The sequence below is a fragment of the Bowmanella yangjiangensis genome, assembly GCF_018531185.1.
In the GTDB taxonomy this organism is placed as follows: Bacteria; Pseudomonadota; Gammaproteobacteria; order Enterobacterales; family Alteromonadaceae; genus Bowmanella; species Bowmanella yangjiangensis.
This window is the reverse complement of record NZ_JAHDJU010000001.1, coordinates 1,151,121-1,174,120: the sequence shown is the minus strand read 5'-3', so window position 1 is coordinate 1,174,120 and position 23,000 is coordinate 1,151,121. Positions and strand designations below refer to the sequence as shown.

At 51.3% G+C, this 23,000-nt stretch carries 18 protein-coding genes; 4 read left to right on the top strand and 14 right to left on the bottom strand.

The window, feature by feature from the left end; genetic code table 11:
- Positions 1 to 235: 235 nt before the first annotated feature.
- From KJY73_RS05290 to fabB, 4 genes are all read right to left on the bottom strand, one after another.
- A complete protein-coding gene (locus KJY73_RS05290; protein ID WP_214340975.1) occupies positions 236 to 1,252 on the bottom strand; it encodes an aspartate-semialdehyde dehydrogenase in 1,017 nt (338 codons plus the stop codon).
- A gap of 52 nt (positions 1,253 to 1,304) precedes the next feature.
- Complete coding sequence (locus KJY73_RS05285; protein ID WP_214340972.1) at positions 1,305 to 2,435, bottom strand: 4-phosphoerythronate dehydrogenase; 1,131 nt, start codon at positions 2,433 to 2,435, stop codon at positions 1,305 to 1,307.
- 73 nt (positions 2,436 to 2,508) lie between these two features.
- Positions 2,509 to 3,810 (bottom strand): DEAD/DEAH box helicase, encoded by a 1,302-nt coding sequence (locus KJY73_RS05280; protein WP_214340969.1) that lies wholly within the window; start codon positions 3,808 to 3,810, stop codon positions 2,509 to 2,511.
- Between the two features lie 244 nt (positions 3,811 to 4,054).
- Entirely contained in the window at positions 4,055 to 5,269 is a 1,215-nt protein-coding gene (fabB, locus tag KJY73_RS05275) for a beta-ketoacyl-ACP synthase I (RefSeq protein WP_206592778.1), read from the bottom strand.
- Between the two features lie 213 nt (positions 5,270 to 5,482).
- On the opposite strand from fabB, the gene mnmC reads away from it, so the two are divergent.
- Together mnmC and glgC are read left to right on the top strand one after the other, a co-directional pair.
- Positions 5,483 to 7,489: a bifunctional tRNA (5-methylaminomethyl-2-thiouridine)(34)-methyltransferase MnmD/FAD-dependent 5-carboxymethylaminomethyl-2-thiouridine(34) oxidoreductase MnmC gene (mnmC, locus tag KJY73_RS05270; protein WP_214340966.1), complete on the top strand. Its 2,007-nt coding sequence runs from the start codon at positions 5,483 to 5,485 to the stop codon at positions 7,487 to 7,489.
- A 526-nt stretch (positions 7,490 to 8,015) separates the two neighbouring features.
- Positions 8,016 to 9,287, top strand: a complete 1,272-nt coding sequence (gene glgC / locus KJY73_RS05265; RefSeq protein ID WP_206592776.1) for a glucose-1-phosphate adenylyltransferase — start codon at positions 8,016 to 8,018, stop codon at positions 9,285 to 9,287.
- A gap of 4 nt (positions 9,288 to 9,291) precedes the next feature.
- Here glgC and KJY73_RS05260 read toward each other — a convergent pair whose 3' ends face one another.
- From KJY73_RS05260 to prmB, 7 genes are all read right to left on the bottom strand, one after another.
- On the bottom strand, positions 9,292 to 9,576 hold the full coding sequence (locus tag KJY73_RS05260) for a YfcL family protein (RefSeq protein ID WP_214340963.1): 285 nt from the start codon (positions 9,574 to 9,576) through the stop codon (positions 9,292 to 9,294).
- 31 nt (positions 9,577 to 9,607) lie between these two features.
- Positions 9,608 to 10,726 carry an ATP-NAD kinase family protein gene (locus tag KJY73_RS05255; protein WP_214340960.1) on the bottom strand — a complete coding sequence of 373 codons (1,119 nt, stop codon included), beginning with the start codon at positions 10,724 to 10,726 and terminating at the stop codon, positions 9,608 to 9,610.
- Positions 10,716 to 11,255: an elongation factor P hydroxylase gene (locus tag KJY73_RS05250; protein WP_214343261.1), complete on the bottom strand. Its 540-nt coding sequence runs from the start codon at positions 11,253 to 11,255 to the stop codon at positions 10,716 to 10,718. Before KJY73_RS05250 ends, KJY73_RS05255 begins: the two co-directional genes overlap by 11 nt.
- Positions 11,256 to 11,387: 132 nt before the next feature.
- The gene (locus tag KJY73_RS05245; RefSeq protein WP_214340957.1) at positions 11,388 to 13,445 is read right to left on the bottom strand and encodes a TonB-dependent receptor plug domain-containing protein; all 2,058 of its coding nucleotides are present in this window, start codon (positions 13,443 to 13,445) and stop codon (positions 11,388 to 11,390) included.
- A gap of 106 nt (positions 13,446 to 13,551) precedes the next feature.
- The gene (locus KJY73_RS05240) at positions 13,552 to 14,700 is read right to left on the bottom strand and encodes an MFS transporter (RefSeq protein WP_332874175.1); all 1,149 of its coding nucleotides are present in this window, start codon (positions 14,698 to 14,700) and stop codon (positions 13,552 to 13,554) included.
- 34 nt (positions 14,701 to 14,734) lie between these two features.
- Positions 14,735 to 15,838, bottom strand: a complete 1,104-nt coding sequence (aroC, locus tag KJY73_RS05235) for a chorismate synthase (protein WP_214340955.1) — start codon at positions 15,836 to 15,838, stop codon at positions 14,735 to 14,737.
- Positions 15,839 to 15,854: 16 nt separating this feature from the next.
- Positions 15,855 to 16,781, bottom strand: coding sequence for a 50S ribosomal protein L3 N(5)-glutamine methyltransferase (gene prmB / locus KJY73_RS05230; protein ID WP_214340952.1), 927 nt, complete (start codon positions 16,779 to 16,781; stop codon positions 15,855 to 15,857).
- A 159-nt stretch (positions 16,782 to 16,940) separates the two neighbouring features.
- Here prmB and smrB point away from each other — a divergent pair, with 159 nt between their 5' ends.
- On the top strand, positions 16,941 to 17,492 hold the full coding sequence (smrB, locus tag KJY73_RS05225; protein ID WP_214340949.1) for an endonuclease SmrB: 552 nt from the start codon (positions 16,941 to 16,943) through the stop codon (positions 17,490 to 17,492).
- A gap of 159 nt (positions 17,493 to 17,651) precedes the next feature.
- Here smrB and KJY73_RS05220 read toward each other — a convergent pair whose 3' ends face one another.
- From KJY73_RS05220 to gshA, 3 genes are all read right to left on the bottom strand, one after another.
- Positions 17,652 to 19,613 carry a sialate O-acetylesterase gene (locus KJY73_RS05220; RefSeq protein WP_214340946.1) on the bottom strand — a complete coding sequence of 654 codons (1,962 nt, stop codon included), beginning with the start codon at positions 19,611 to 19,613 and terminating at the stop codon, positions 17,652 to 17,654.
- 184 nt (positions 19,614 to 19,797) lie between these two features.
- Positions 19,798 to 20,421, bottom strand: a complete 624-nt coding sequence (locus tag KJY73_RS05215) for a transglycosylase SLT domain-containing protein (protein WP_206592768.1) — start codon at positions 20,419 to 20,421, stop codon at positions 19,798 to 19,800.
- Between the two features lie 111 nt (positions 20,422 to 20,532).
- Entirely contained in the window at positions 20,533 to 22,131 is a 1,599-nt protein-coding gene (gene gshA / locus KJY73_RS05210) for a glutamate--cysteine ligase (protein WP_214340944.1), read from the bottom strand.
- Positions 22,132 to 22,425: 294 nt separating this feature from the next.
- Here gshA and KJY73_RS05205 point away from each other — a divergent pair, with 294 nt between their 5' ends.
- Positions 22,426 to 22,992 (top strand): Hpt domain-containing protein, encoded by a 567-nt coding sequence (locus tag KJY73_RS05205; RefSeq protein ID WP_214340941.1) that lies wholly within the window; start codon positions 22,426 to 22,428, stop codon positions 22,990 to 22,992.
- The last annotated feature ends 8 nt before the right edge of the window (positions 22,993 to 23,000 follow it).

Here is a 23,000-nt window from a genome sequence, read left to right as displayed (position 1 = left end):
CGTACTTAGCGCAGATATAATAGTTATCACTTTTTATAAGTAACCCGCCGGATTACTACCACTCTACAATGCATCAAGAAAAATACAGCAAGTTGCATTCCAACACGAACTATAAACCAGATACTAACCCTGATCCATAAAGCCAACTACTCCATATCGGCCGTATTTAAGCTATTTTAAATACAAAAAAGCCCGGAACAGGGTTCCAGGCCTTTTTTATTCAGACTACCGGCAATTACATGTAATCGCGGATCAGCACTTCAGCAATCTGCACACTGTTAGTTGCGGCACCCTTACGTACATTATCAGATACCACCCACAGGTTCAGACCGTTGGGATGAGTGTAATCTTTACGGATACGTCCGACGAATACCTCGTCTTTACCACTGGCATTGCCAACCTGGGTTGGGAAGTCTTCACGCTCACGCATCAACGTAATACCAGGCGCATCGGCCAACAGCTCTTTGACAGCTTCAGCATCAATAGGCTGGTGAGTTTCTATATGAACGGCTTCACCATGACCATAAAAAACCGGTACACGTACAGCAGTGGCATTCACCATAATGCTGTCATCACCCATGATTTTCTGCGTTTCCCAGTGCATCTTCATTTCTTCTTTGGTGTAGTCATTGTCCATGAATACATCAATCTGCGGGATCACGTTAAAGGCGATTTGGCGGCTGAAGGCTTTTGGCGTTACTTCACGGCCGGACAGCAAGTCTGCGGTTTGTCTGGCCAACTCTTCCATCGCTGATTTACCTGCACCACTGACCGACTGGTAGGTGCAAACATTGATACGACTGATACCAAAAGCATCATGAATGGGCTTCAGGGCCACCAACATCTGAATGGTTGAACAGTTTGGATTGGCAATAATATTGCGATTGCGGAAATCTGCCAGCGCATGGGCATTCACTTCCGGTACCACCAAAGGTATATCGGGTTCGTAGCGGAACTGTGAGGTATTGTCGATAACCACACAACCGGCCTCTGCGGCAATGGGAGCGAACTTTGCAGACACACTGCCACCGGCTGAGAAGAAACCCAGCTGCACCTGTGACCAATCAAAGGTGTCGGCGTCCAGAACTGTCACGTCTTTACCCTTGAAACTCACCGTACCACCAGCAGAGCGAGAGCTGGCCAGTGGGTAAAGTTTGTTAACCGGGAAATCCCGCTGTTCAAGGATTTCGATCATATGCTGGCCTACCAGGCCGGTAGCACCTAAAACGGCAACATCAAAGGCTCGTGACATTTTCTGTTTAATCTCCTTAGTTGAGGTCAAGCCTGACGATCAGCTACGCTGATCAAAGAGTATCCGGCTTTGGACTAAAGCCGAGCCCGCAGATTGCCTTTTTCACCGCAGAATTTCCAGCACTAACTTGCAATGCAGCAAATTCTCTTCGAATAGCATAGTGCCTGCGGATATATTCAAAGCCGCCCGGCTTGTTTACCAGAGTTCTGAACTGCTGATCATCACGACGAATGTCGTACACGCTAAGCACCATATTCGCCACTTGTTGCTGCTCCAGACTAGCAAGCGATACAGGAGCAAACTCAGATGCAGGCAAAACCGAGTTCAGCGACAGCTCACAAGGTAAATCAAACAGCTCAGCCAGTTGTTGATAAAGCATCCAGGTGCCTCTGGCCTTACCTTCCAGGGTATGGCCGGCGATATGGGCGCTGGTCAGCGCGACATAAGGCAGCAGCTCGGTCAGAATATCAGGCTCGTTTTCCCACACGTCCAGTACAGTCGTAAATTGTCTGCCTTGTTGATACAGACTTAGTAGCGCCTGATTATCCAGCACTTCACCCCGACAGGCGTTGATCAGCACTTGCTGATCAGTCAGCGCACTTAAACGGTGTTTATCAAACAGCAAACGGGTGGGATGCGCTCCATCCTCCACCAGCGGCACATGCAAACTGATAATATCGCAGGCCATAATGGCATCGATATCGACCATCGGCCGCTTATCGCCCTGGGCCTGCAGCGGCGGGTCGCACAACAGGGTGTTAACCCCAATGGCCTTTAGTTTAGCATCCAACTGGCTGCCTACATGCCCGGCACCCACTATACCAACCTGCTTGTCTTTAAGTTGCCAGCCTTGCTGCTCAGCCAAAACAAGCAAGCTACTTATCACATATTCGGCCACCGCAATGGCATTGCAACCTGCAGCAGAACCATAGGCAATACCGCGCGCTTCTAGCGCAGCAAGGTCCATATGATTAGTACCGGCTGTGGCCGTACCTACGTATTTCAAATTTGGGCAGTGACTAAGCAGCCTCTCATCCACTTTGGTCGTAGAACGCACCAGTAGGATATCGGCATCAGCCAGGGTTTGCGGATCCAGATTACGGCCGCTAAAGAAATGTAACTCTCCCCACCCGGCAAAATACTCGCGGGCGTACAACAGGGAATCTTCACAATAGATATGCATGGGCAAAACAGGCGGACGACAAAGTCCGCTATTTTGCCCACTTATACTTGAATTACCAGTCCGATCTGAGGGTTCAGGCCGCCTGGGAGGCTGGATTTTTCGGTTTAGTGCGACGACGACGGCGACGATTCGGCTCGCCGCTCGGGCGCTCACTGCCCTGTGGTCTGGGTTTTTCGCCCAAACGACGACGAGGTGGACGCGCTTGTGGTTTTTCCTTTGGCTCAGGCACAGCGTTAGGATCTGGCTCAAACCCCTGAATGACCGCTTTAGGCAGCTCGCGTTTAATCAGTTTCTCAATGTCACGCAGCAGTTTGTTTTCATCCACGCTCACCAAGGATACCGCTTCGCCAACATTGCCAGCGCGACCAGTACGACCAATGCGATGCACATAATCTTCCGGTACATTAGGCAGCTCGAAGTTAACCACATGTGGCAACTGATCGATATCCAGACCACGGGCGGCAATGTCGGTGGCCACCAGCACTCTTACCTTACCGGATTTAAAATCAGCCAGCGCCTTGGTACGCGCGCCCTGGCTTTTATTGCCATGAATAGCCGCCGCAGTAAGGCCGTCTTTTTCCAACTGCTGAGCCAGACGGTTAGCACCATGTTTAGTGCGGGTAAACACCAGCACCTGCTTCCAATTGTTAGAGCCAATCAGGTAAGAAAGTAACTGGCGTTTCTTATCTTTATCTACCGGGTGGATAGTCTGGGCAACCGCCTCGGAAGCGGTATTACGTCTGGCCACTTCCACCAACACAGGTTGGTCTAACAGGCCATCAGCCAGAGCCTTGATCTCATCAGAGAAGGTAGCTGAAAACAGTAGGTTCTGGCGCTTGGCGGGCAGTAATTTCAGTACCCGGCGGATATCGTGAATAAAACCCATATCCAGCATACGGTCCGCTTCATCCAACACCAGAATTTCCAGTTTAGACAGATCCACATTGCGTTGATTAGCGTGATCCAACAAACGTCCGGGCGTGGCTACCAAGATATCCACACCACGTTTTAGCGCCGCGGTTTGCGGGTTAATATTCACCCCACCAAAAATCACGGCACTGCTCAGTGGCAGATATTTACCGTAATCAGCGACACTGTCGCCCACCTGCGCCGCCAGTTCACGGGTTGGCGTCAAAACCAATGCGCGCACCGGTTTTGCCCCCTGCGCGGGGCGCAATGCACTTAAACGTTGTAATAAAGGTAAGGTGAAACCGGCGGTCTTACCCGTACCGGTTTGCGCCGCCCCCATGACATCGCGTCCGTCCAGGATCACCGGAATGGCCTGCGCCTGAATAGGGGTTGGCTGGCTGTAACCTTGTTCGGAAACAGCACGAAGCAGTTCGGCCGACAGGCCAAGCTCGTCAAATGAATTCAAAATTGTACTCCGTAACCGGCCTACTCAGTGCAAAGGCACTGACACGGTCTTAGGCGGGAAAAATAATAGCGTCTGGGGAATTTGGGTTGGGATTCGCTAGACAGGCACCGACCGACGGATGCCAAAAAAGAGGTGCGGACTATAACAGCACGGAGGAAAAATGTCCATGCGATGCCAAGCAATATAACGTTGAGCTGGAAATAAAAAGGCAGCTAAATGCTGCCTTTTTCTGACTTAATTAGTCTTATTTCTGGTAGCGACGCAGCACCAGCGTGGCATTAGTACCGCCAAAACCGAAACTGTTGGACATCACCGTATTCAGCTGTGCCTGACGTGGCTCGGTAACGATATCAAGACCAGCCGCCTTTTCGTCCAGATTCTCAACGTTAACCGATGGCGCGATAAAGCCGTTTTCCAGCATCAGTAAGCTGTAAATGGCTTCATGTACACCTGCCGCACCCAATGCGTGACCGGTCATGGCCTTAGTCGCGCTGATAGCCGGTGACCTGCCGCCGAACACCTGCTGAATGGCTTCCAGCTCCTTCACATCACCAACTGGCGTGGAGGTACCGTGGGTGTTCAGATAGTCAATTTTCTCTTCGATACCGTGCATGGCTTGTTGCATACAACGCACCGCGCCTTCACCCGACGGCGCCACCATGTCGTAGCCATCGGAGGTGGCACCATAACCGATGATTTCAGCGTAGATCTTGGCACCGCGATTCAGCGCATGCTCCAGCTCTTCCACAACAACCATACCGCCACCACCTGAGATAACAAAACCATCACGGTCTGCATCATAGGTACGAGATGCCTTATCCGGCGTTTCGTTATATTTGGTCGACAGCGCGCCCATGGCGTCAAACTGCATGGCCAGTGTCCAATCCACTTCTTCACCGCCACCAGCAAATACGATGTCCTGCTTGCCTAATTGGATCTGCTCCAATGCATGGCCAATACAGTGAGCACTGGTCGCACAGGCTGAAGAAATGGTGTAGTTAATACCTTTAATCTTAAAAGGGGTGGCTAGACAGGCTGACACTGTGCTGCTCATGGTGCGAGGCACCATATAAGGACCTACCCGCTTAACACCTTTCTCGCGCAGGATATCCGCGGCTTCCACCTGATTTTTAGATGATGCACCACCGGAACCAGCCACCAGGCCGGTACGCACATTCGACACCTGCTCTTCGCTCAGGCCGGCATCTTCAATGGCCTGCTGCATAGCGATATAGGCATAGGCGGCCGCTTCGCCCATAAAACGCAAGGCCTTACGATCGATATGCTCGCTGACATCCAGCTCGATATTGCCCCACACCTGGCTGCGCAGGCCCATATCGACGAATTGCTGGGAGTGGCGGATGCCGCTCTTGCCCTGCTGCAGGGATTCCAGTACTTGCTGCTTATTGTTACCTATGCTGGACACCACGCCCAGACCGGTAATCACGGCTCTTCTCATTTTGATACCTTCACTTGAAAAAGTGTCCTTATGGTAATGATTTTCTCGACATAACTGGTCTGCTCTTTGTGACGTACAAACAGCGTATTTGTTCCGTTCCATCGGTGGCCTGTAGACAATAGTCTAAGAACACAAATCAGGCCTGACACATTTTTACTGCCAACTGGCTATAGCGTAGAATATCGCCCTTAGCGAACTGATAAAAGACCCTGCATGGCCATCGAAACCGCCCAAATCCATTTTAACCAACAAGGTACTCCGGTTGCCGAGGCCTTTGACGATGTATATTTTTCCAATGCCGATGGTCTGGCCGAAACCCATTACGTATTTTTGCACAACAATCAGTTACCTGCTCGTTGGCATAATGCAATGTCCCGGCACTTTACCATTGCCGAAACCGGCTTTGGCACAGGTCTTAATTTTCTTGCCAGTTTTGCTGCCTTTGCAGATTTTCGCCGCCAGCAACCCCAGTCGCCCCTTAACCGACTGTATTTTATCTCCACCGAAAAGTTTCCTTTAAGCCGAGAAGATTTGGCCCGTGCCCTCGCCCACTGGCCGCAGTTGGACGCGTACAGCCAGCAATTAATCCAAGCTTATCCTTATCTAACCGGTGGCTGTCACCGCCTTTGCTTTGCCGTGCCTGGCGGCGAAGTGGTGCTGGATTTATGGCTCGGCGACTTGCATGACCTGCTACCGCAGTGGCATCGCCCGGAACAAGGCTTAGTCGATGCCTGGTTTCTGGATGGCTTTGCCCCCAGCAAAAACCCTGACATGTGGACAGAGTCACTGTTTACGCAGATGGCCAGTCTAGCCCGCCCAGATTGCACTTTTGCGACTTTTACCGCGGCCGGTTTTGTCAAACGCGGTCTGCAGCAAGCTGGTTTTCACGTGGAAAAACGCAAAGGCTTTGGCCATAAGCGCGATATGTTGGCCGGCCACCTGGCAGCCCCGCATCAAGCCGCCACTCAGGCGCCCTGGTTTCAACGACGTGCCAACCCGGCTAAAACTATTGCAATAGTTGGCGGCGGCCTGGCAGCAGCAACCTTGAGTTATGCCCTATGTCGGCGTGGATATCGGGTTAATCTGTACAGCCAAGGCATAGCTGATGGCGCGTCTGGTAATCGCCAGGGCGGTTTCTATCCGCAGCTACACGTGGATGACAATCTGGCCAGCCGTCTGCTCGCGCAGGCCTTTGATTTTGCCAGGCGTGAGTATCAGCCTTTATTAACTCCCCATCAGGTTCCTTATGATTTTTGTGGTGTTCTGCAAATCGCCTTCACACCAGCCTTGCAGGAAAAACTGCAAAAGTTAGCGGCCAAAGGCCACTGGCCAAAAGACTTAATCACACCGCTAGATGCCCAGCAAGCCACCGAACTGGCCGGTATAGCCATTCCTTATCCCGCACTGCATATGGCAGGCGGTGGCTGGATTAACCCGCAGGCACTGACCCAGGCGCTATTGGCGGCATGTGGAAACGCGCTGAATGTACAAAAAAGCAAGCAACTGCAAGAGCTCCACTATGATGTCGACGCCAAGCGTTGGCAATTAAGATGGCAGGACGGTAGCGAGGATCTTCATCCGGTTGTGGTGATGGCAACAGGAGCAGAGTCAGTGAACTTGCCGCTGTTTGATGCACTGCCTCTTCGCCCCGTGCGAGGCCAGGTAGAACATATCCCCAGCCAAGCTGCCATTGCTTCACTTAAAACCGTGCTTTGTCACAAAGGCTATATGACGCCAGTCTTCGAGGGTCGACATGCGCTGGGGTCCACTTACGTAAAAATGGATATGAGTTGTGAGCATCGTGAAAGCGAAGCCGAGCAAAACCTCAACACCCATCGTCAGGCCATGAGTGACTGTGATTGGACACAAAGCCTAGTGACCGATGGTCAGGGGCGCGCTTCCATTCGATTAGGTTTGCCGGACCATTTACCTATGATGGGCGCTATGCCCGATGTCGCCAGGCAAAAGCAGGACTATGCCGACCTTTATTTGGGTAAAAAGGATATTACCTACCCGCAGGCATGCGATTTGCCGGGTTTATATCTCTTTGTTGGCCTTGGCTCCCGCGGGCTTTGCAGCGCGCCGCTTCTGGCCGAGACCCTTGCCAGTCAGCTTGCCGGCGAGCCGCTGCCGCTGGACAACAGCATACTGGCCGCACTTAGCCCCAACCGCTTTGTGATACGCGACTGTCAGCGTAAGCCGGTTACCGACAACCAATAATTGTCACAATATCTCACCACGAAGAACGCAGAGAACACGAAGAGATAAAGAGGCCTAAAACCAGGCAGATCTCTTCCTTCGTGTACTTAGTGCCTTTCGTGGTTAATTTGAATTTATTCCCCCCGAAGCTCTCAAAGGATAAAAAAGATAAAAGAGTTTATGCCCCCGGCACTTGTATTCCTTCGTGTTCTTCGTGCCCTTTGTGGTTATCAGGAATTTATTTCTCACCACAAAGAACACAGAGGACACGAAGTGGGTTAGAAAGCTGTAGCGCCAGATCATTTCGTTTCTTGGTGGTTTTTCTAACTCGCGTTGTTCCGGCTCTAGGTCACAAAACGACGACTAGCCTTAGCCCCCCACAAATCTAGCCCGCTGTATTTTTTCACTTTTTTGTTATCTGTGACTATCAAGGCCGGATCTTCAACGTTATATTGGTGAAAACGGATGCACAGGAAGTGCAGCGCGTGTTTGTGTTGTCACGTGGCCAATTTGCTATCAATTCAGACCTGCCCAGATGGAGATCCCGATGCTTGACAAGAATCAGCGTTTTATCAGCCGACTCACCCGCGACACCTATGCCTTGATCCTCGCTGGCGGCAAAGGCTCACGCTTACATGAACTGACCGAATGGCGCGCCAAGCCCTCAGTGTATTTCGGCGGCAAGTTCCGCATTATTGACTTTCCGCTGTCCAACTGCCTGAACTCAGGTATCAAGAAAATCGGCGTAGCCACCCAATACAAAGCCCACTCGCTGATCCAGCATCTGGTGCGCGGCTGGTCAAATCTGAATGTGAATATGGGCGAGTTTGTTGATGTGCTGCCGGCCTCTCAGCGCACCTCAGAAGCCTGGTACAAAGGCACCGCCGACGCGATTTTCCAGAATATCGACATCATCCGCTCTGTGGCCCCGAAATACGTGCTGGTGTTATCCGGCGACCATATCTACAAAATGGATTACGGAGAAATGCTCGCCTACCACGTGGAGTCCGGCGCCGATATGACGGTATCCTGCATTGAGGTACCCATCGAGGAAGCAGCCGGAGCTTATGGGGTCATGACGGTTGACGAAGACTGGCGCATTCGTAAATTCGATGAAAAACCGGCCAACCCCACACCACTGCCAAGCGATGCCAACCTGACTCTGGCCTCCATGGGCAACTATGTATTTAACACCGAGTTTTTGTTTGATCAGTTGGTCAAAGACGCCGACAACGACAGCTCCGAGCATGACTTTGGTAAAAATATCATTCCGTCTTTGATAGAAAGCTGCAAGGTCTACGCCTTCCCCTTTCGCAATCAGGATACCGGCGAGCGCGCATACTGGCGTGATGTGGGTACCCTGGATGCATTCTGGGAAGCCAATATGGAGTTAATCTCGGTGGTACCCGAGCTAAATCTGTACGATGACAGATGGCCGATTATGACCTATCAGGTACAGCAGCCCCCGGCCAAATTCGTATTGGAAGATGGCGATCGGGTAGGCATGGCCACCAACTCTATGGTATCCGGCGGCTGCGTGATTTCTGGTGCCCGTATTCGCGGCTCACTGCTGTTTTCCGAGGTAACAGTCAGCGATTATTCGAAAGTGGAAGACTCAGTGATCTTGCCCAGCGTGCATATCGGCAAGCATTGCCATATCCGCAAAGCCATTATTGATCGCGGCGTGGATATTCCCGACGGCACGCAAATCGGCATCAACAAGGACGACGATCTGGCCCGCGGTTTTCGCGTCACCAGCAAAGGCGTGACGCTGGTCACAGCCGCCATGCTCGGCCAGCAGTTGAAGTGTTCGATCTAAATGGTTAACTGCCTTGTGTCAGCAATTGCTGCCACAGGGCCAATACTTGCTGCTGGTCGGCAGGGTCGAGCTCGTTGTTGGCAAAGGCATCGTTTAGGCTCTGCTGCATAGCCGTATCAAGGTTTGCCAGACAGTAATTTGCCTGGGTCAGGGCTTTGGCTACCACCAGGGAAAAATGCCCGCTTAAGTAGCTGGAAACAAACAGTTCGTGATCACTGCCCTGCACCACCGCCTGATCAAAGGCATTTTCGGTGGTATCAACAAATTGGTTAAACGCCTGCTCTGACATAACTTCGGTTTCCTCTGGAAATAGTACGGGCTTAATCGGGTGACGCCACGGGGTAAAGCACTTCATCGTGAAAGCCGGTGATCACGGGGATAAGGCCACTTAACTGCTTATCCAGCTCGGCATCGCCGGTATCGGCAATCAGCGGTCTGCCGCCCAGCGCCTTTAACTTGCTCTTGGTGGCCACCAAAAAAATATTGTCGCGGCCAATAGCGCGAATCAGCTTGGGGCTTAGCTGCTGGTTGCCCCGGCCGAAAATATGCCCCTGACCACCGATTAAGGTAATCACCAGCTTAACCTCGTGGCCATCAATGGCGTCCAGAAGCTGGGCGGCGGTTAAATCGTTGGCCACAAGCTGTTGGTGCTGCACCAGATCCACGCCCAGCAAGGTATTCTCCAATCCCAGCTCAGCCATTATCGCAGCAACTGTGGAGCCTGAGCCCATCACAAAAAGTTGCTCGTCCATTTGTTCAATCACATGAGCAGCAATGTCTTCCAGCACCAGCTCATCGGACTCCTTGCCGCCCATTTTCACCGCCTGCACATAACGCAGTTCACTGGGAATACGCATCTCGCCATAGCGGCGGGCACGCACTGTGCCCTCACGAAAGGCGGACTCATCAATGTCCATGACATCGGCTTCCAGCAAACTGACCAGCTCGCCCTGTACCAGCATTTCCACCAGCCGCCCGGCCGCTTTGGGGGTAACACAATACACCCCGGAGTGAATTTTACAGCCTGCCGGAATACCCAGCACCGGTATGCGGTCTTCTACTGCCCTGCAAATATTACGCGCCGTGCCATCGCCACCGGCAAACAGCAGCAGGTCGACCTGCTCGGTTAGCATTGCCTTGGCGGCATTTTCGGTATCTTCGGCTTCTGACTGAGCAGGACTTTGGTAAATCACCTGGGTGCTAAAGCCCATCTCACGGCACAAGTCTTCGCCCATGGGGCCGGATGCAGTGACTATCTGCAACTGCCGTTGATAAGGCAGCAGTAGTGTCAGGGCCTGACGGGTGCGCTCAGGGGCCAGTTGCACCGCCCCCATGGCCAGAGCCTGTTCACGAATAGCCTTGCCGTCACTGCCTTTTAATGCCAAGGCACCGCCAATACCGGCGTAAGGGTTGATAATCAGTCCAAGCTTAAAGGACATAGGCGGGCTCCAGGGTAAAATTGGCCGGGCTTAAGATAGGCGTGGCATAAAACTGCTGCAAGCACTGCATAAACTGTCTGGCCCTGGGGGGGAAACCATTGGCCAGATAACTTAAAGCCTGGGCCTGCACGGCGCGGCTAAAGGCGGCGCGATCCGGTTCAACGCCGTTAAGGTTATCCGTACTGACGCGAAAGGCTTTACCTGCCGCTGCGCACAACCCCCATTCAATGGCCTGGGGTTTTATCTCCACTTTTTCAAATTCGGCTTGCTGCACCGCATCCCGGCCATCCGGGCAATACCAGTAACCATAATCTTCCAGCTCGCGGCGCTTGGCGCCGGCCAGACACCAATGGGCAATCTCATGCAGGGCACTGGCATAGTAGCCATGGGCGAAAATTACCTGATGATAAGGGGTGTGGGAATTGGCGGGCAGGTATAAGGGCTCGTGCTCACCGCGCACCAGACGGGTGTTGAAACTGGCGGCAAACTGGCCGTTAAACAGGGTAATTAAATCTTCCACCTGATGCATGTCTGACACGAGTAAGCCCTACAACCACAAAACGGCGCGGATTGTATCATTGCCAAGAGCTGTACCCAAGTTGTCGGCAGGGGCAAATCAAGCAATACAGCCAAGGCGGGGATCACCGCCTTGGCTAACATCTTAAAAGGTCACACTAAAACCTATCGAGGGGCGCATACCAAAGTCGTCTTCATCCTCTTTAAGGATAAGATCTGAGGTGGAATTGATCTTACGGTAGTCCAGATCAATATGGCTGATGTTTTCGGTACCGAGGATATTCATCACTTCCAGCACCAGCTTGGCATCCAGACCGAAGAAATCGGTCTTCCGCTCAAAGCGTACATCCAGGCGACTGTATGTATCAAAGCGCTCGGAAAAAGGCTCGCCGTAAATGGGCAGGAAACGTCCGTCAAAATCCGGATTTTCACGTACCCCCACAATTGGCGTATAGGCCTGACCGCTGCGAGCGGTGAAGTTAAAGCCACCATTCCAGCGCTCGTTAATCTGATAATTAAATACCGCATTCACCACCAAAGGCGTATCGGCATAATAATCGCGGGTCACATCGGCGCGCAGGTCGGTACGTTCACTTTTGCCATAGCTTACTGAAAACCAGCCATACCAGCGGTCGGTACGATTTTTATTGACCATCAGATCCACACCGTAGGCTCGCCCGTCCACCTCATTGCTGTAAAGTTTGTCCGCATCACCGTAGCCACTGAGTCCCAACGGCAGCTTGTCCATGGTCTTATAGTAAGTTTCTACTGACCAGCTCCACTCGTCGGCCAAATCCTGTTCATAGCCAATACTGGTATGCATGGCAGTTTGCGAGTCCAGCTCTGGGTTACCAATGTCTTCTACCAGATATTCAATATCCTGCAGACGATTGTAGCGACCCGCCTTGAAGTTAATACGGTTGCTGTCATTTAACTGATAGCGCAGAGCCAGGCGAGGGTTGATAAAGTTCTCGTCAGTCAAATCGTTACGGTGCCACTGCACACCGAGCTCCGATTGCAGCGCATCGTTGATTTGCCAGATATGTGACGCCGCAAGCATCTGGCTGGTGTAATCCACCTTGTGCTTATCGGTGATGCGCTCACCTTTTTTCAGGTCGCAGTCCGGGTCAAGCTCAGTACAGTTATACAAGAACATGTCGTAGTCAAAGACCACCTGGTGGTCAAAATAGCCAGCATCAAACAGCAGGTGATGCTTTGCATTGAGCCGATAATTAAGGCGCCCCTTGAGAGACAGTTGCTTGTTTTCTTTATCCTGGAAAAAGCCGTCTGTGCCGGTGGCTTGTTTACCGTATTCCAGGCGTTCATCCCCCGCAAGCGAGCCAATACCCAACTTGAATTGATAAATCTGGGCAAAGTGGTCCCAAATCAGGCTTTGGCTGTTAAAGCCGCGTTTAAATTTGGCATCCCCCTGATACTCAGGATTTTTCAGTGAGAATTCGGCCAGTTGACTGAAATTGGCTGCGGCGCTGTCGTTGGCGCCAGTAAAGGAAAGACTAAACTGGTTGTTGCCATTGGGCTCCCACACCAGCTTGCCTTGGTAGTCATTGTCATCCGGCGCGTCATTAATGATTACCCCGGTTTTCTCGCCGTCTTCATCCTCAATTTCTTCGCCCTCGGAAAAGAAAAACGGCAACATGCTCTTTCGTGCCGACAGATAAAACGCCAGATTGTCGGTAATGGCCCCTTCCACAAACACCCCGGCATTAAACAAGCTGAAATCCAACGTTGTTTTCACGGCTTGGTATTTGGGATTACGCAAGGCCACATCAAACACCGCGCCGGTTACATTAGCGTAACTGGTACCGTAGGCCGCAGAATAAAGCTGAAAATCCTGCAGCAGGTACTTGTTAAAAATAGAGTTGCCAAAGTCATGGAAAATATAACCCGCGGGCATAAAGTCTACTTCAAAGCTGTTATCGCTGGGGGAGGAGCCGCGCACTGCCGGTGACGACATGGAGCCACCCGCGGCCACCACGCCCGGCAAGGCAAATACCGCTTGCAGCGGATCGCCCAAGGCGCCAGGCATAGCGACAAGCTTTTCACTGCTTTCAGTAATTTCAGACAAGATACTGCTGCGCTTGTGGACAACTTCGATTTTTTCCAGGCGCTCCTGTGCCCCCAAGCCCTGACTGACAAAAACGGTCAGCGCAATGGCCGACAGTTTAAAAGGTAAATTCTGCATGGCATGTTCCTGCTAATGAATGTGCAGGTAACAGCATAAGTAGTGCATCAGCAGGAAGCTGTGAGAGGTCTGTGGAGAGTTGTAGGGCTTTGTATAAAACTGTAGCTCAGCGCGCTGGCTCGGATGAACATTCCAGATGGCGTGAGGGGATAAGCAGAATCACCACTAGCGACACACCCACCACCATAGCCGCGGCTAAAAACGCCTGTGTGGCGCCCTGCCCTTGCTGCCACAACAAGCCCGCGCCAAAGTTGCCCACAGCGCCGCCAAGGCCCCCCGCCAGACTGACATACAGCGCCTGCCCGCGGCTTTGATAACGGCGGCCAAAATAACGATGAATAAACTGAATAGCGGTCGCGTGGGTTAAACCAAAGCTGGCGGCATGAATACATTGGGTGGCAATCAGCACCCAGGGCAGATGAGCAAAGTTCGCCAGTAGCGTCCATCTGACCACGGTTAACGCCAGGCTGATAAGTAGCATCCATTTGATGCCAAAACGCTGAATTAACCTGCCGGCCTTCAAAAAAATCAGGATCTCAGCTAATACCCCAAGGGACAGCAACAGGCCGGTTTGCATACCGCTGTACCCCAGGTCTTTCATAAACAGGGTAAAGAAGCTGTTGTAGGGGCCAAACCCTACCTGCAATAAGCATAACGCCAATATAAAGCCGAGAAATACCGGGCTTTTTAACTTGCTCCAAATAGAGCCTGTATTCGGCGAGTTATCCGGCAGCTGTTCGGGCTCACGTAATCGGGTGCTGACCAGCAACAAAGCGGCCAGTAACGCCAGGCAGATGACCAGCAAGACTTCGGTGCCAAACCAGTCAATCAGCCGTCCAGCGCTAATGGTTAGCAGAATAAAGCCCAGACTGCCCCACAGGCGAATACGGCTGTATTTGTGTGCATCCCCCGCCACAGAGTTGAGGGTAATAACCTCCATCTGCGGCATAATGGCGGTCCAGAACATCATGATCAGACCAAAACACAAGGTCAGGCCCCAGAAGCCATCCGCGACAAAAATCACAAAGAAACTGGCCAGCGCCAGGGCCGCACCAATTTGCAAGATGCGTAAACTTTTGCCGCTACGATCGGCCAGATTAGCCCACAGATTCGGGCCGAGAATTCGGGTCAGGGTAATAAGCGCCAGCAACTGGCCGATTTCTACCGAGTTGAGGCCGCGTCCATCCAGAAACATAGCCAGATATGGAGTTAACACCCCCAGCTGGCCGAAATATAAAAGGTAAGCCAGGGCCAGCCAAATCAGCGGGCCACGGCCTATGGGACTGGGGTTACTCAGACAGATTTCCCGGCAGTACTGGTGTTTGTGAGCAAACGTCGGCGTTTTGCCCGCGATGACGCAGGAAGTGATCCATCAACACCAACGCCAGCATGGCTTCAGCGATAGGCACCGCACGAATACCTACACAAGGGTCGTGACGGCCCTTAGTGATAATCTCGGCGGACTGCCCGTTAATATCAACGGTTTCGCCCGGCACACTGATACTGGAGGTAGGCTTAAGAGCCAGATGCACCAGAATATCCTGGCCACTGGAAATTCCGCCCAGAATGCCGCCGGCACTATTGCTGGTAAAGCCTTGGGGTGTCATGGCATCGCGATGCTCAGAGCCTTTTTGCTCAACCACAGCGAAACCATCACCGATTTCCACGCCTTTGACCGCATTGATGCCCATCATGGCGTGAGCAATGTCGGCGTCCAAACGGTCAAATACCGGCTCGCCCAGGCCAACCGGCACATGGCGGGCCACTACTGAGACTTTAGCGCCAATGGAATCCCCGGATTTTTTCAGGTCGCGCATGTACTCGTCCAGCGCATCCAGTTTGGCCGCATCGGCACAGAAGAACGGGTTGTCATTGGTAATAGACAGGTCTACCGGCGCCAGTTCAATAGGGCCAAGCTGCGACAAATAGCCGGTAATCTCAATGCCCAATTTATCTTTCAGATATTTTTTGGCGATAGAACCAGCCGCCACACGAATAGCCGTTTCCCTGGCACTGGAACGGCCACCACCACGGTAATCGCGCAGGCCGTATTTTTGCTGGTAGGTATAATCTGCATGGCCGGGACGGAAGATATCTTTGATATTGGAATAGTCTTTGGACCGCTGATCGGTGTTTTCAATCAACAAGCCGATGGACGTACCTGTGGTTTTGCCTTCAAACACGCCAGATAGAATCTTCACCACATCGTCTTCCCGACGGGCCGTGGTATAGCGTGAGGTACCGGGTTTGCGCCTGTCCAGATCGATTTGCAGATCCGCTTCGCTTAGTTCCAGTCCGGGGGGACAACCGTCTACCACACCGCCAAGGGCAATACCGTGGCTCTCGCCAAAGGTGGTAACGGTAAAGAGTCTTCCAAAATGATTTCCAGCCATAGTGTTGCTTTATTCTCTATCCTGCTTGTTGATTCCAATAGGCCACCAGATCGGCACGGCTAATGGCAAAAACGCCCAAACCGCCCTGTTCAAAGTCCAGCCAGCTTAACGGCAGCTCGGGGTATTGCTGCTCCATGTGCACCATGGAGTTACCCACTTCCACAAACAACCAACCGCGCTCGGTCAGATGCTGGGGTGCCTCTTTTAATAAGGTATGTACCAGATCCAGCCCGTCTTCACCGGCTGCCAGACCCAGCTCGGGCTCATGATGAAACTCTTCGGGCAGATCCGCCATGTCTTCTGCATCCACATAAGGGGGATTGGCAATAATCAGGTCATAGCGCTGCCCGCCTAGATTGGCATAAAGATCAGACTGGATAGGAAAAACTCTTTCGCCCAGGCCGTGTTCCTGAATATTGATATCTGCTACCTGCAGCGCATCCGGGCTGATATCTACCGCATCCACCTGAGCGTCGGGCCAGGTGTACGCCGCGGCAATGGCAATGCAGGCGCTGCCGGTGCACATGTCCAGTACCGTATCAGGTTCATAGTCGAGCCAGGGGGTGAAATGGTTCACCAGCATCTCGGCAAAGGGTGAGCGCGGCACTAATACCCGCTCGTCCACATAAAAGGGAAGCCCACAGAACCAGGCCTGATTAGTCAGATAAGCCAGCGGAATCCGCTCTTCAACACGGCGCTGCACCAGTTCTACGATCTGCTGCTTCTCGCTTTGGGTAAGACGCGCATTGTACAAGGCAGCAGGATCCTGCTGAGGTAAATGCAACACCTGCAATACCAGGCACACCGCTTCATCCCAGGCATTGTCGGTACCATGGCCGAAATACAAACCGGCTTCGTTGAAGCGGCTCATGGCCCAGCGCATCATATCCAGCACACTGTGGAGGTCGGTAACGGCATCAGGCCATTTGAGCTTATCTGTCATGAATTAATATCCGAATAAAAACCACGGCTATTATGCCAGTTGCCAGCCTCTGTGCCGACTGTAAATCGGCCACCAGGCAAAAAAACCTGCCTATCCGGCGCTATGCCGATTTAGGCGAGCTTGTTATTATGCCGACTGAATTGGCCGAGCACTGACCCCATGAGTAAGAAAAACGACCTGAATGATGAGGAATTGTCACTGTTTCACAGTGAAATCAAGGGCGTCAGACGCATTCAGCAAGACAAAATACCCCCCCAGCCCCCCGCCAGCAAGTTTAAAACCGCAGAGCTTAGATCAAAGCGAACTAACCAGCAGGAGCAACGAGAAGCCCGTCAGGCTGCAGCCAGTTTTGCTTTTTCTGATGGCTTTGAAGCCTGGTTTGACCCAAACCAGCCGCTGAAATACGTTAAGCCCGGCAGCGACAGCCATGAAGTGAAGCGACTTCGACGCGGCGATTATCCGCCAGATTTGATTCTCGATCTGCATGGCTTGAAACGAGACGATGCCAAACTGGAAATTGCCGCGCTGCTGCATACCGCTATCAGGCAGCATTGTGCCTGCGTGTGTATAGTGCATGGCATAGGTGAGCATATCTTGAAAAAATCTGTTCCAAACTGGCTGGTACAACACCCCGACGTATTGGCCTTTCATCAGGCACCGCTGGAATGGGGCGGCAATGGTGCACTCTTGGTTCTACTTAACATTGGCTGATCTTTGTATGTAAGCTTCGCAACTAATATCACCTTTGCCTGCATCAACTTAGCTAGCGTACCAATATCTGCAATAAAACTCAGACAGCTGGCCACTCAGAATCATATACTCCCCCTCCGCCGTTAAGTCGTAGCATTAGTCATGCACCACTTGAGTTGTTTATTGCTCAGCCTGTTGAATTGGCGAGATGTCTATATCCACTTCAAATGGCGAAGCGGGTAGGCCTTCCTGGTTGTATAAATTCGCATCCTGAGGGTTGTCCTGCCACCCATAGCGCACTTTTGCGGGGTCTTTGACCTGCTTTGACCATACTCTTACACGGTGCCCTTCAATCCTGGCCTGAGCGACAGCGAATTTGCCATCCTTACCGGCCAAGGTGAAACCCGTCAAACTCTCTCCAAACGCCGTCAACCCACTACCGACTTCGGTAAAGGATATTAAGACACTGCTATCATCAGTGCTAAGCTTGTCGAAAAGCGGACCGGAATATACGAGATTTCGTTCACCATAAGCCAGATATCTGGCCGCCAGCGCCATACGCTGTCCAAGGCGTTTTTTTTCCAGGGGATGAATGTCGTTCCATTCCCCCAAATCAAAGCTCACCGCCATGGCGATATTTTTCAGCTTCAAGCTTTCCAATTGTTGCTGACGTAATGCAGCCCAGTTACTTTGCACTGGTTCTCCATGGTAGGGATTCAAGGCAGATAATTGCACAAATATGATCGGCAGTTCTGGCTGTTGCCATTGTTGCCTCCAGTCACTGACCATTGCATTAAACATCTTTGAATAGTTTTCAGGAGCGTCCGTATTAGACTCACCCTGATACCAAATCACACCTTTTATAGAGAACCTGGTTGCAGGAGCCAACATCGTATTGAACAAACCAAGTGGTTTCCAAGCAATAAACTCGGAATGCGCCAAGGCTGGCATAGCAGTGCCTATCCGGTAATGCCATTCGCCACTTAAATCAATATTCTCTCCAGCCAACCTCAATTCGTAAGGTTTATCCGGCACAAATCCGCCGTGTCCCCGATGGCTGAGCACTCTCACAACCAGACTATTCTCACCCGACCTGAGGACTTCCTCTGGAACCCTGTAAATTCTCGGGGGGTATTGGTAAGTGGTATTGCCAACCAATTCACCATTGATATAGGTTTGGTCCGCATCCGTGATGCTGCCCAGTCTCAAAATCGCAGTCTGTGCGGCCTGGTTATCATTTAGGTAGAAACGTTTTCGCAACCACAAAACACCATTTTGAAAAGGCTCGCCCTGCTCATACCAGTAACCAGGCATATAAATAGGTTGCCAGTCTTCATCCTTCCCATCTTTAACGTACCAAGGAGGGACGCTTTGCATACCTTTGTCCTGTGCATCAGCATCCTTGTGCCACTGCAGCTCACGCTTTTTATTGCGCAATTCCACCTCCTTTATACTTTCCGGATGGCGGAAATGATGAGCAATAGATAAGTGTTCGGGGAAACTAGCTAAGGCCTGTTCACTCATCCAACTTTGAACAGGTGAACCACCATAACTACTGTTTATAATGCCAATTGGCACATCTAACTTATCTAAGAGAGCTTCTGCAAAAAAATATGCCACCGCCGAGAAATTTTGAATATTCTCTGGGTTTGCTGCTTGCCAAGCTACCTGAGAATAATCTTCATGAGGGCGATGAAAATCGTAAGCTTTCGGCACCAGAAATTGACGTATTAGGGGGAATTTTTTGCGCTTTCCCAGCTCCGGATACTTTTCCAGCACGCGCCGGATAGGCAATTCCATATTTGATTGACCTGATGCAAGCCATACATCGCCGAAGTAAATGTCCTGAACACGAAGACTCTCAGAGCGACCATGAATCTGCAACTCATGAGGCCCACCGGCTCCGTTAGCCGGTATTTGAATGGACCATTGACCCTGACCATTCGCTTGCCCTTTGAAGTGCTTATGATTAAGTGTCAATGTGATTATTTCGTTGGGGGCGGCCTCCCCCCAGAGAGTTAACGGCTTATCACGTTGAAGTACCGCTCCGTCAGACAGTAGCATGGGTAATTTCAGCGTGGCGTAGGAAATTGGACTCCAGAATAAAAGTGTCAAAATGACAAAGAAATGCCTTTTGCTCAATGTTATCTCCCTGTTTAGCAAAGTTATTTACCCAGATGATTTGCCAGTAAGTAAATAATGCGAGAGCGTTGAGGATGCAGCAACCCTAGGCTACAGGATTGGCAGATTTCATTAGTTTGATAAGTGATTCCATAATCATCACGCAGCAGAAACAAAGCCTAGAAACAACAAAGAGTGTCGTATTTCAACCGAAAATCATTCGCCACAACCAGCTTTTGTCCAAATCTTCCTGACAGCTTTTCAACTGCCCGGCATAGCGCAGGGAGCGCTCCTTCACCCGGCTTGCGACTTTCTTTAACCAGGCTTTTTGGTTGTAGGACTTACGCTTATAGCCGCCCCACCCTTCGTGGTAGTTCAGGTACTGAGCATAGGCATCCCACTTGGATACCCCGTTGATTTTATGACTTTTACTGATAAACCAGCCCATAAAGTCCATGGCATCATCAAAATCTTCACGGGATGCCCAGCCATTACCGGTTTCCCGTACATAATCCTGCCAAGTGGGGGTTTTGGCCTGAGAGTAACCATAAGCAGAGCTAACTCGGCCCCAGGGGATCAAGCCAAAAAACACATAATCACGGGGTGGCAGGGCATCATGGCGAAACGAGCTTTCCTGATACATCATGGCCATCGGCACATGAATAGGTACACCCCACTTTTCCTTCATATCGCTGGCGGCGTCATACCAATCGCGTTTTTCATAAAAAATTTCACAAAGGTTGCTACTGTCTTTAGGCGGACTGGTAGCGCAGCCCCCTAACAGCAAGGGCAGACAGCAACAAACAGGCAGTAAAAATTTTTTTTGCATCAGGCTGAACTTCTTTGCACTTATCGACTCTGAATGTATGTGTGTTTGAGTGTGTCCCTAGAAATTAGTTGCCTGGCCTTAGTGCCAGGCTTTTTTTTACCACAACGTTGCTCAAGCACAACTTTTGTCGGCCTGAGCAAAGTAGTCACGTAGAAACTCATCAAAAGACTGGATGTCGGCCTGCTCAGCGTCTTGCTGCGCTTTTAATGACGCCAGCGCCATTTGTTCCAGTTCCTGCTCGGTATGGTAACTGTACTGATGTTGCAGCAAACGCTGCTTGTACTGTTCGGCCATTTGTAAGGCGTAAGCCCCTGTGCCCTCACCTGTACTCTGCAAGTGATGAAGAATACGCGCCGATGGGGTCAGTTCAGGATGATGAATCTTCTCCAGTTCATGCGCTACTGAGCTTTGATAAGCACTCCCGCCGTGAACCTGATCCAAAATCTTGGCCACCTCAGCTATGCCGGCAAGCAGCTCAGTTGCCCACTGCTGAAGTGCCACAGCCTGACCTTCTTTGTGCAGATGCAGTCCAGGCTTGCGCCCTTCAATTACCACCGCGCGCAAATTCTTCTCGGTTTCGCTGAAGTCTGCCGCGTTCATTTCGGCACTTGGGAAAATCGCACAATAGACCAAGAAGGCTTCCAGGAAATAGAACTGTTCCAGTGAAATTCCCACTTCACTGAAGGGGTTCACATCCAGCGCCCGTACTTCAATATAGCTGACGCCTCGCGCCGCCAGAGCGTCGGTTGGCTTTTCCAGTTTCTGGGTTGGCTGCTTGGGCCGGATGGGTGAATAGAGTTCGTTCTCAATTTGCAGCACATTGGCATTCAATTGCTGGTACTGACCATCCTTTTTACCGGCAAACTTGGCAAACTCAGCCGAGGGCGTATTAATCGCTTGGCGTAGTGAACGCACATAGTTGTCCAGCTCGTTGTAACACACATTCAGACCAGACTGCGCTTTATTGGTATAGCCCAGGTCACTCATACGCAAAGAGGTGGCATATGGCAAAAAATAAGCTCCGCTTGGTAAGCGCTCAAAAGGCAGGCTGGACTGTTTGCCTTGGATAAAGGAACCGCAAAGGGCCGGAGACGCGCCATACAAATAGGGGATTAGCCAACAAAAGCGGCGATAATTTCTTATCTGCGCGAAGTATGCAGCCGATACCGCATCTTGATCGGCATTCCCTGCATTCGTTGCAGGTAGCCATTTGTCCCAGAATGCCTGCGGCAGTGAAAAATTAAAATGCACACCAGCAATCGCCTGCATCATGCTGCCATAGCGATTTTTCAAACCCACCCGATACAAGGTTTTCATCTTGCCGACATTAGAGGTGCCGTACTGGGCAATAGGAATGCTGTCTTCACTTTCAATGTAGCAAGGCATGCTCATCGGCCACAGGCGCTCGTCACCCATTCTGGCCAGCACAAACTTATGAATGTCGCGCAATTGCGCCAGCGCCTGACGAGGATCCTGATGAGGTATAGTGATGAACTCAAGCAAGGCTTCGGAAAAATCCGTGGTAATGTGTTCATGGCTAAGCGCAGAGCCCAAGGGTTTAGGGTGAGCGGTTTGCGCAATGCTGCCGTTACCATTAATTCTCAGCGTTTCCCGCTCAATTCCACGCATCACACCTTTTAGGGTGTTGGCTACCTCAGGAGAGGCCAAAGTAGAAAGTCGCTGGGCAAAAGTCGATGTAGTCTGCTGCAAAATCGATCCTAATTTGGATACAAGACCCCATAGATGGGTAGTATTAAACTAATTTCAAGCGTTGCCAACCGAGCATTTTTGCAAAGCCGTTGCCCAACGCCAGAAACACAGGTTACAACCCGACCGGTCTGTCATAACAAATATTTCATTTTCGTCAGGAAATTCTACAGTAATTACGCCATTTATCTTATCCATCAGAAATTTCCTGTTACCATTAGTTTTACGCAAGCCTTGCCTGCTGGCATCTAAGCACTTTAACTGAGGTTGGCTTGCAAGAAACAGACAGGAGACCCCATGACGCCGTATCTGGATATGGACTTTGCGTTAAAACAAGTCGGTGGTGATCAGGTATTGTTGGAAAACATGTTTAAGCGTTTTATCCAGCAATACGGGCAGGCAAATAACGACACCCAAGCGTTAATGGCCAGTCATAATTGGCAGGATGCCAGACAACTGGTGCACAGCATTAAAGGGGTTGCCGGAAATCTTGGTATGACCCCTTTGTATCAGGCAGCAACCGATCTGGAACAGCTACTCAAGCAGGGCGACCCTGAGGCTGAGCGCTATTTGCCCGCCTTTGTGCAAGCCTTGGATAATACGCTCATTGAGCTTGCTGGGTTAAACTCAACGCCCAGCCAAAATACGCAGTCACAACCTAATCAGTTGCAGGACGCCAACGCCTATGAGGCCTTGTTGGCTAGTTTAAAACGCAATGAGTTTGTGTCACCCAGCTATCTTGATCAGTGGCTGAATGCCTTGGCGCTTGACTCAGAATCCCATAGCAAACTGCGCGATCTTATTTGTGATCTGGAGTACGCTCAGGCCATCCAGTTGTTAGAACAAGTTCGGGATGCATCCTGACCATTACC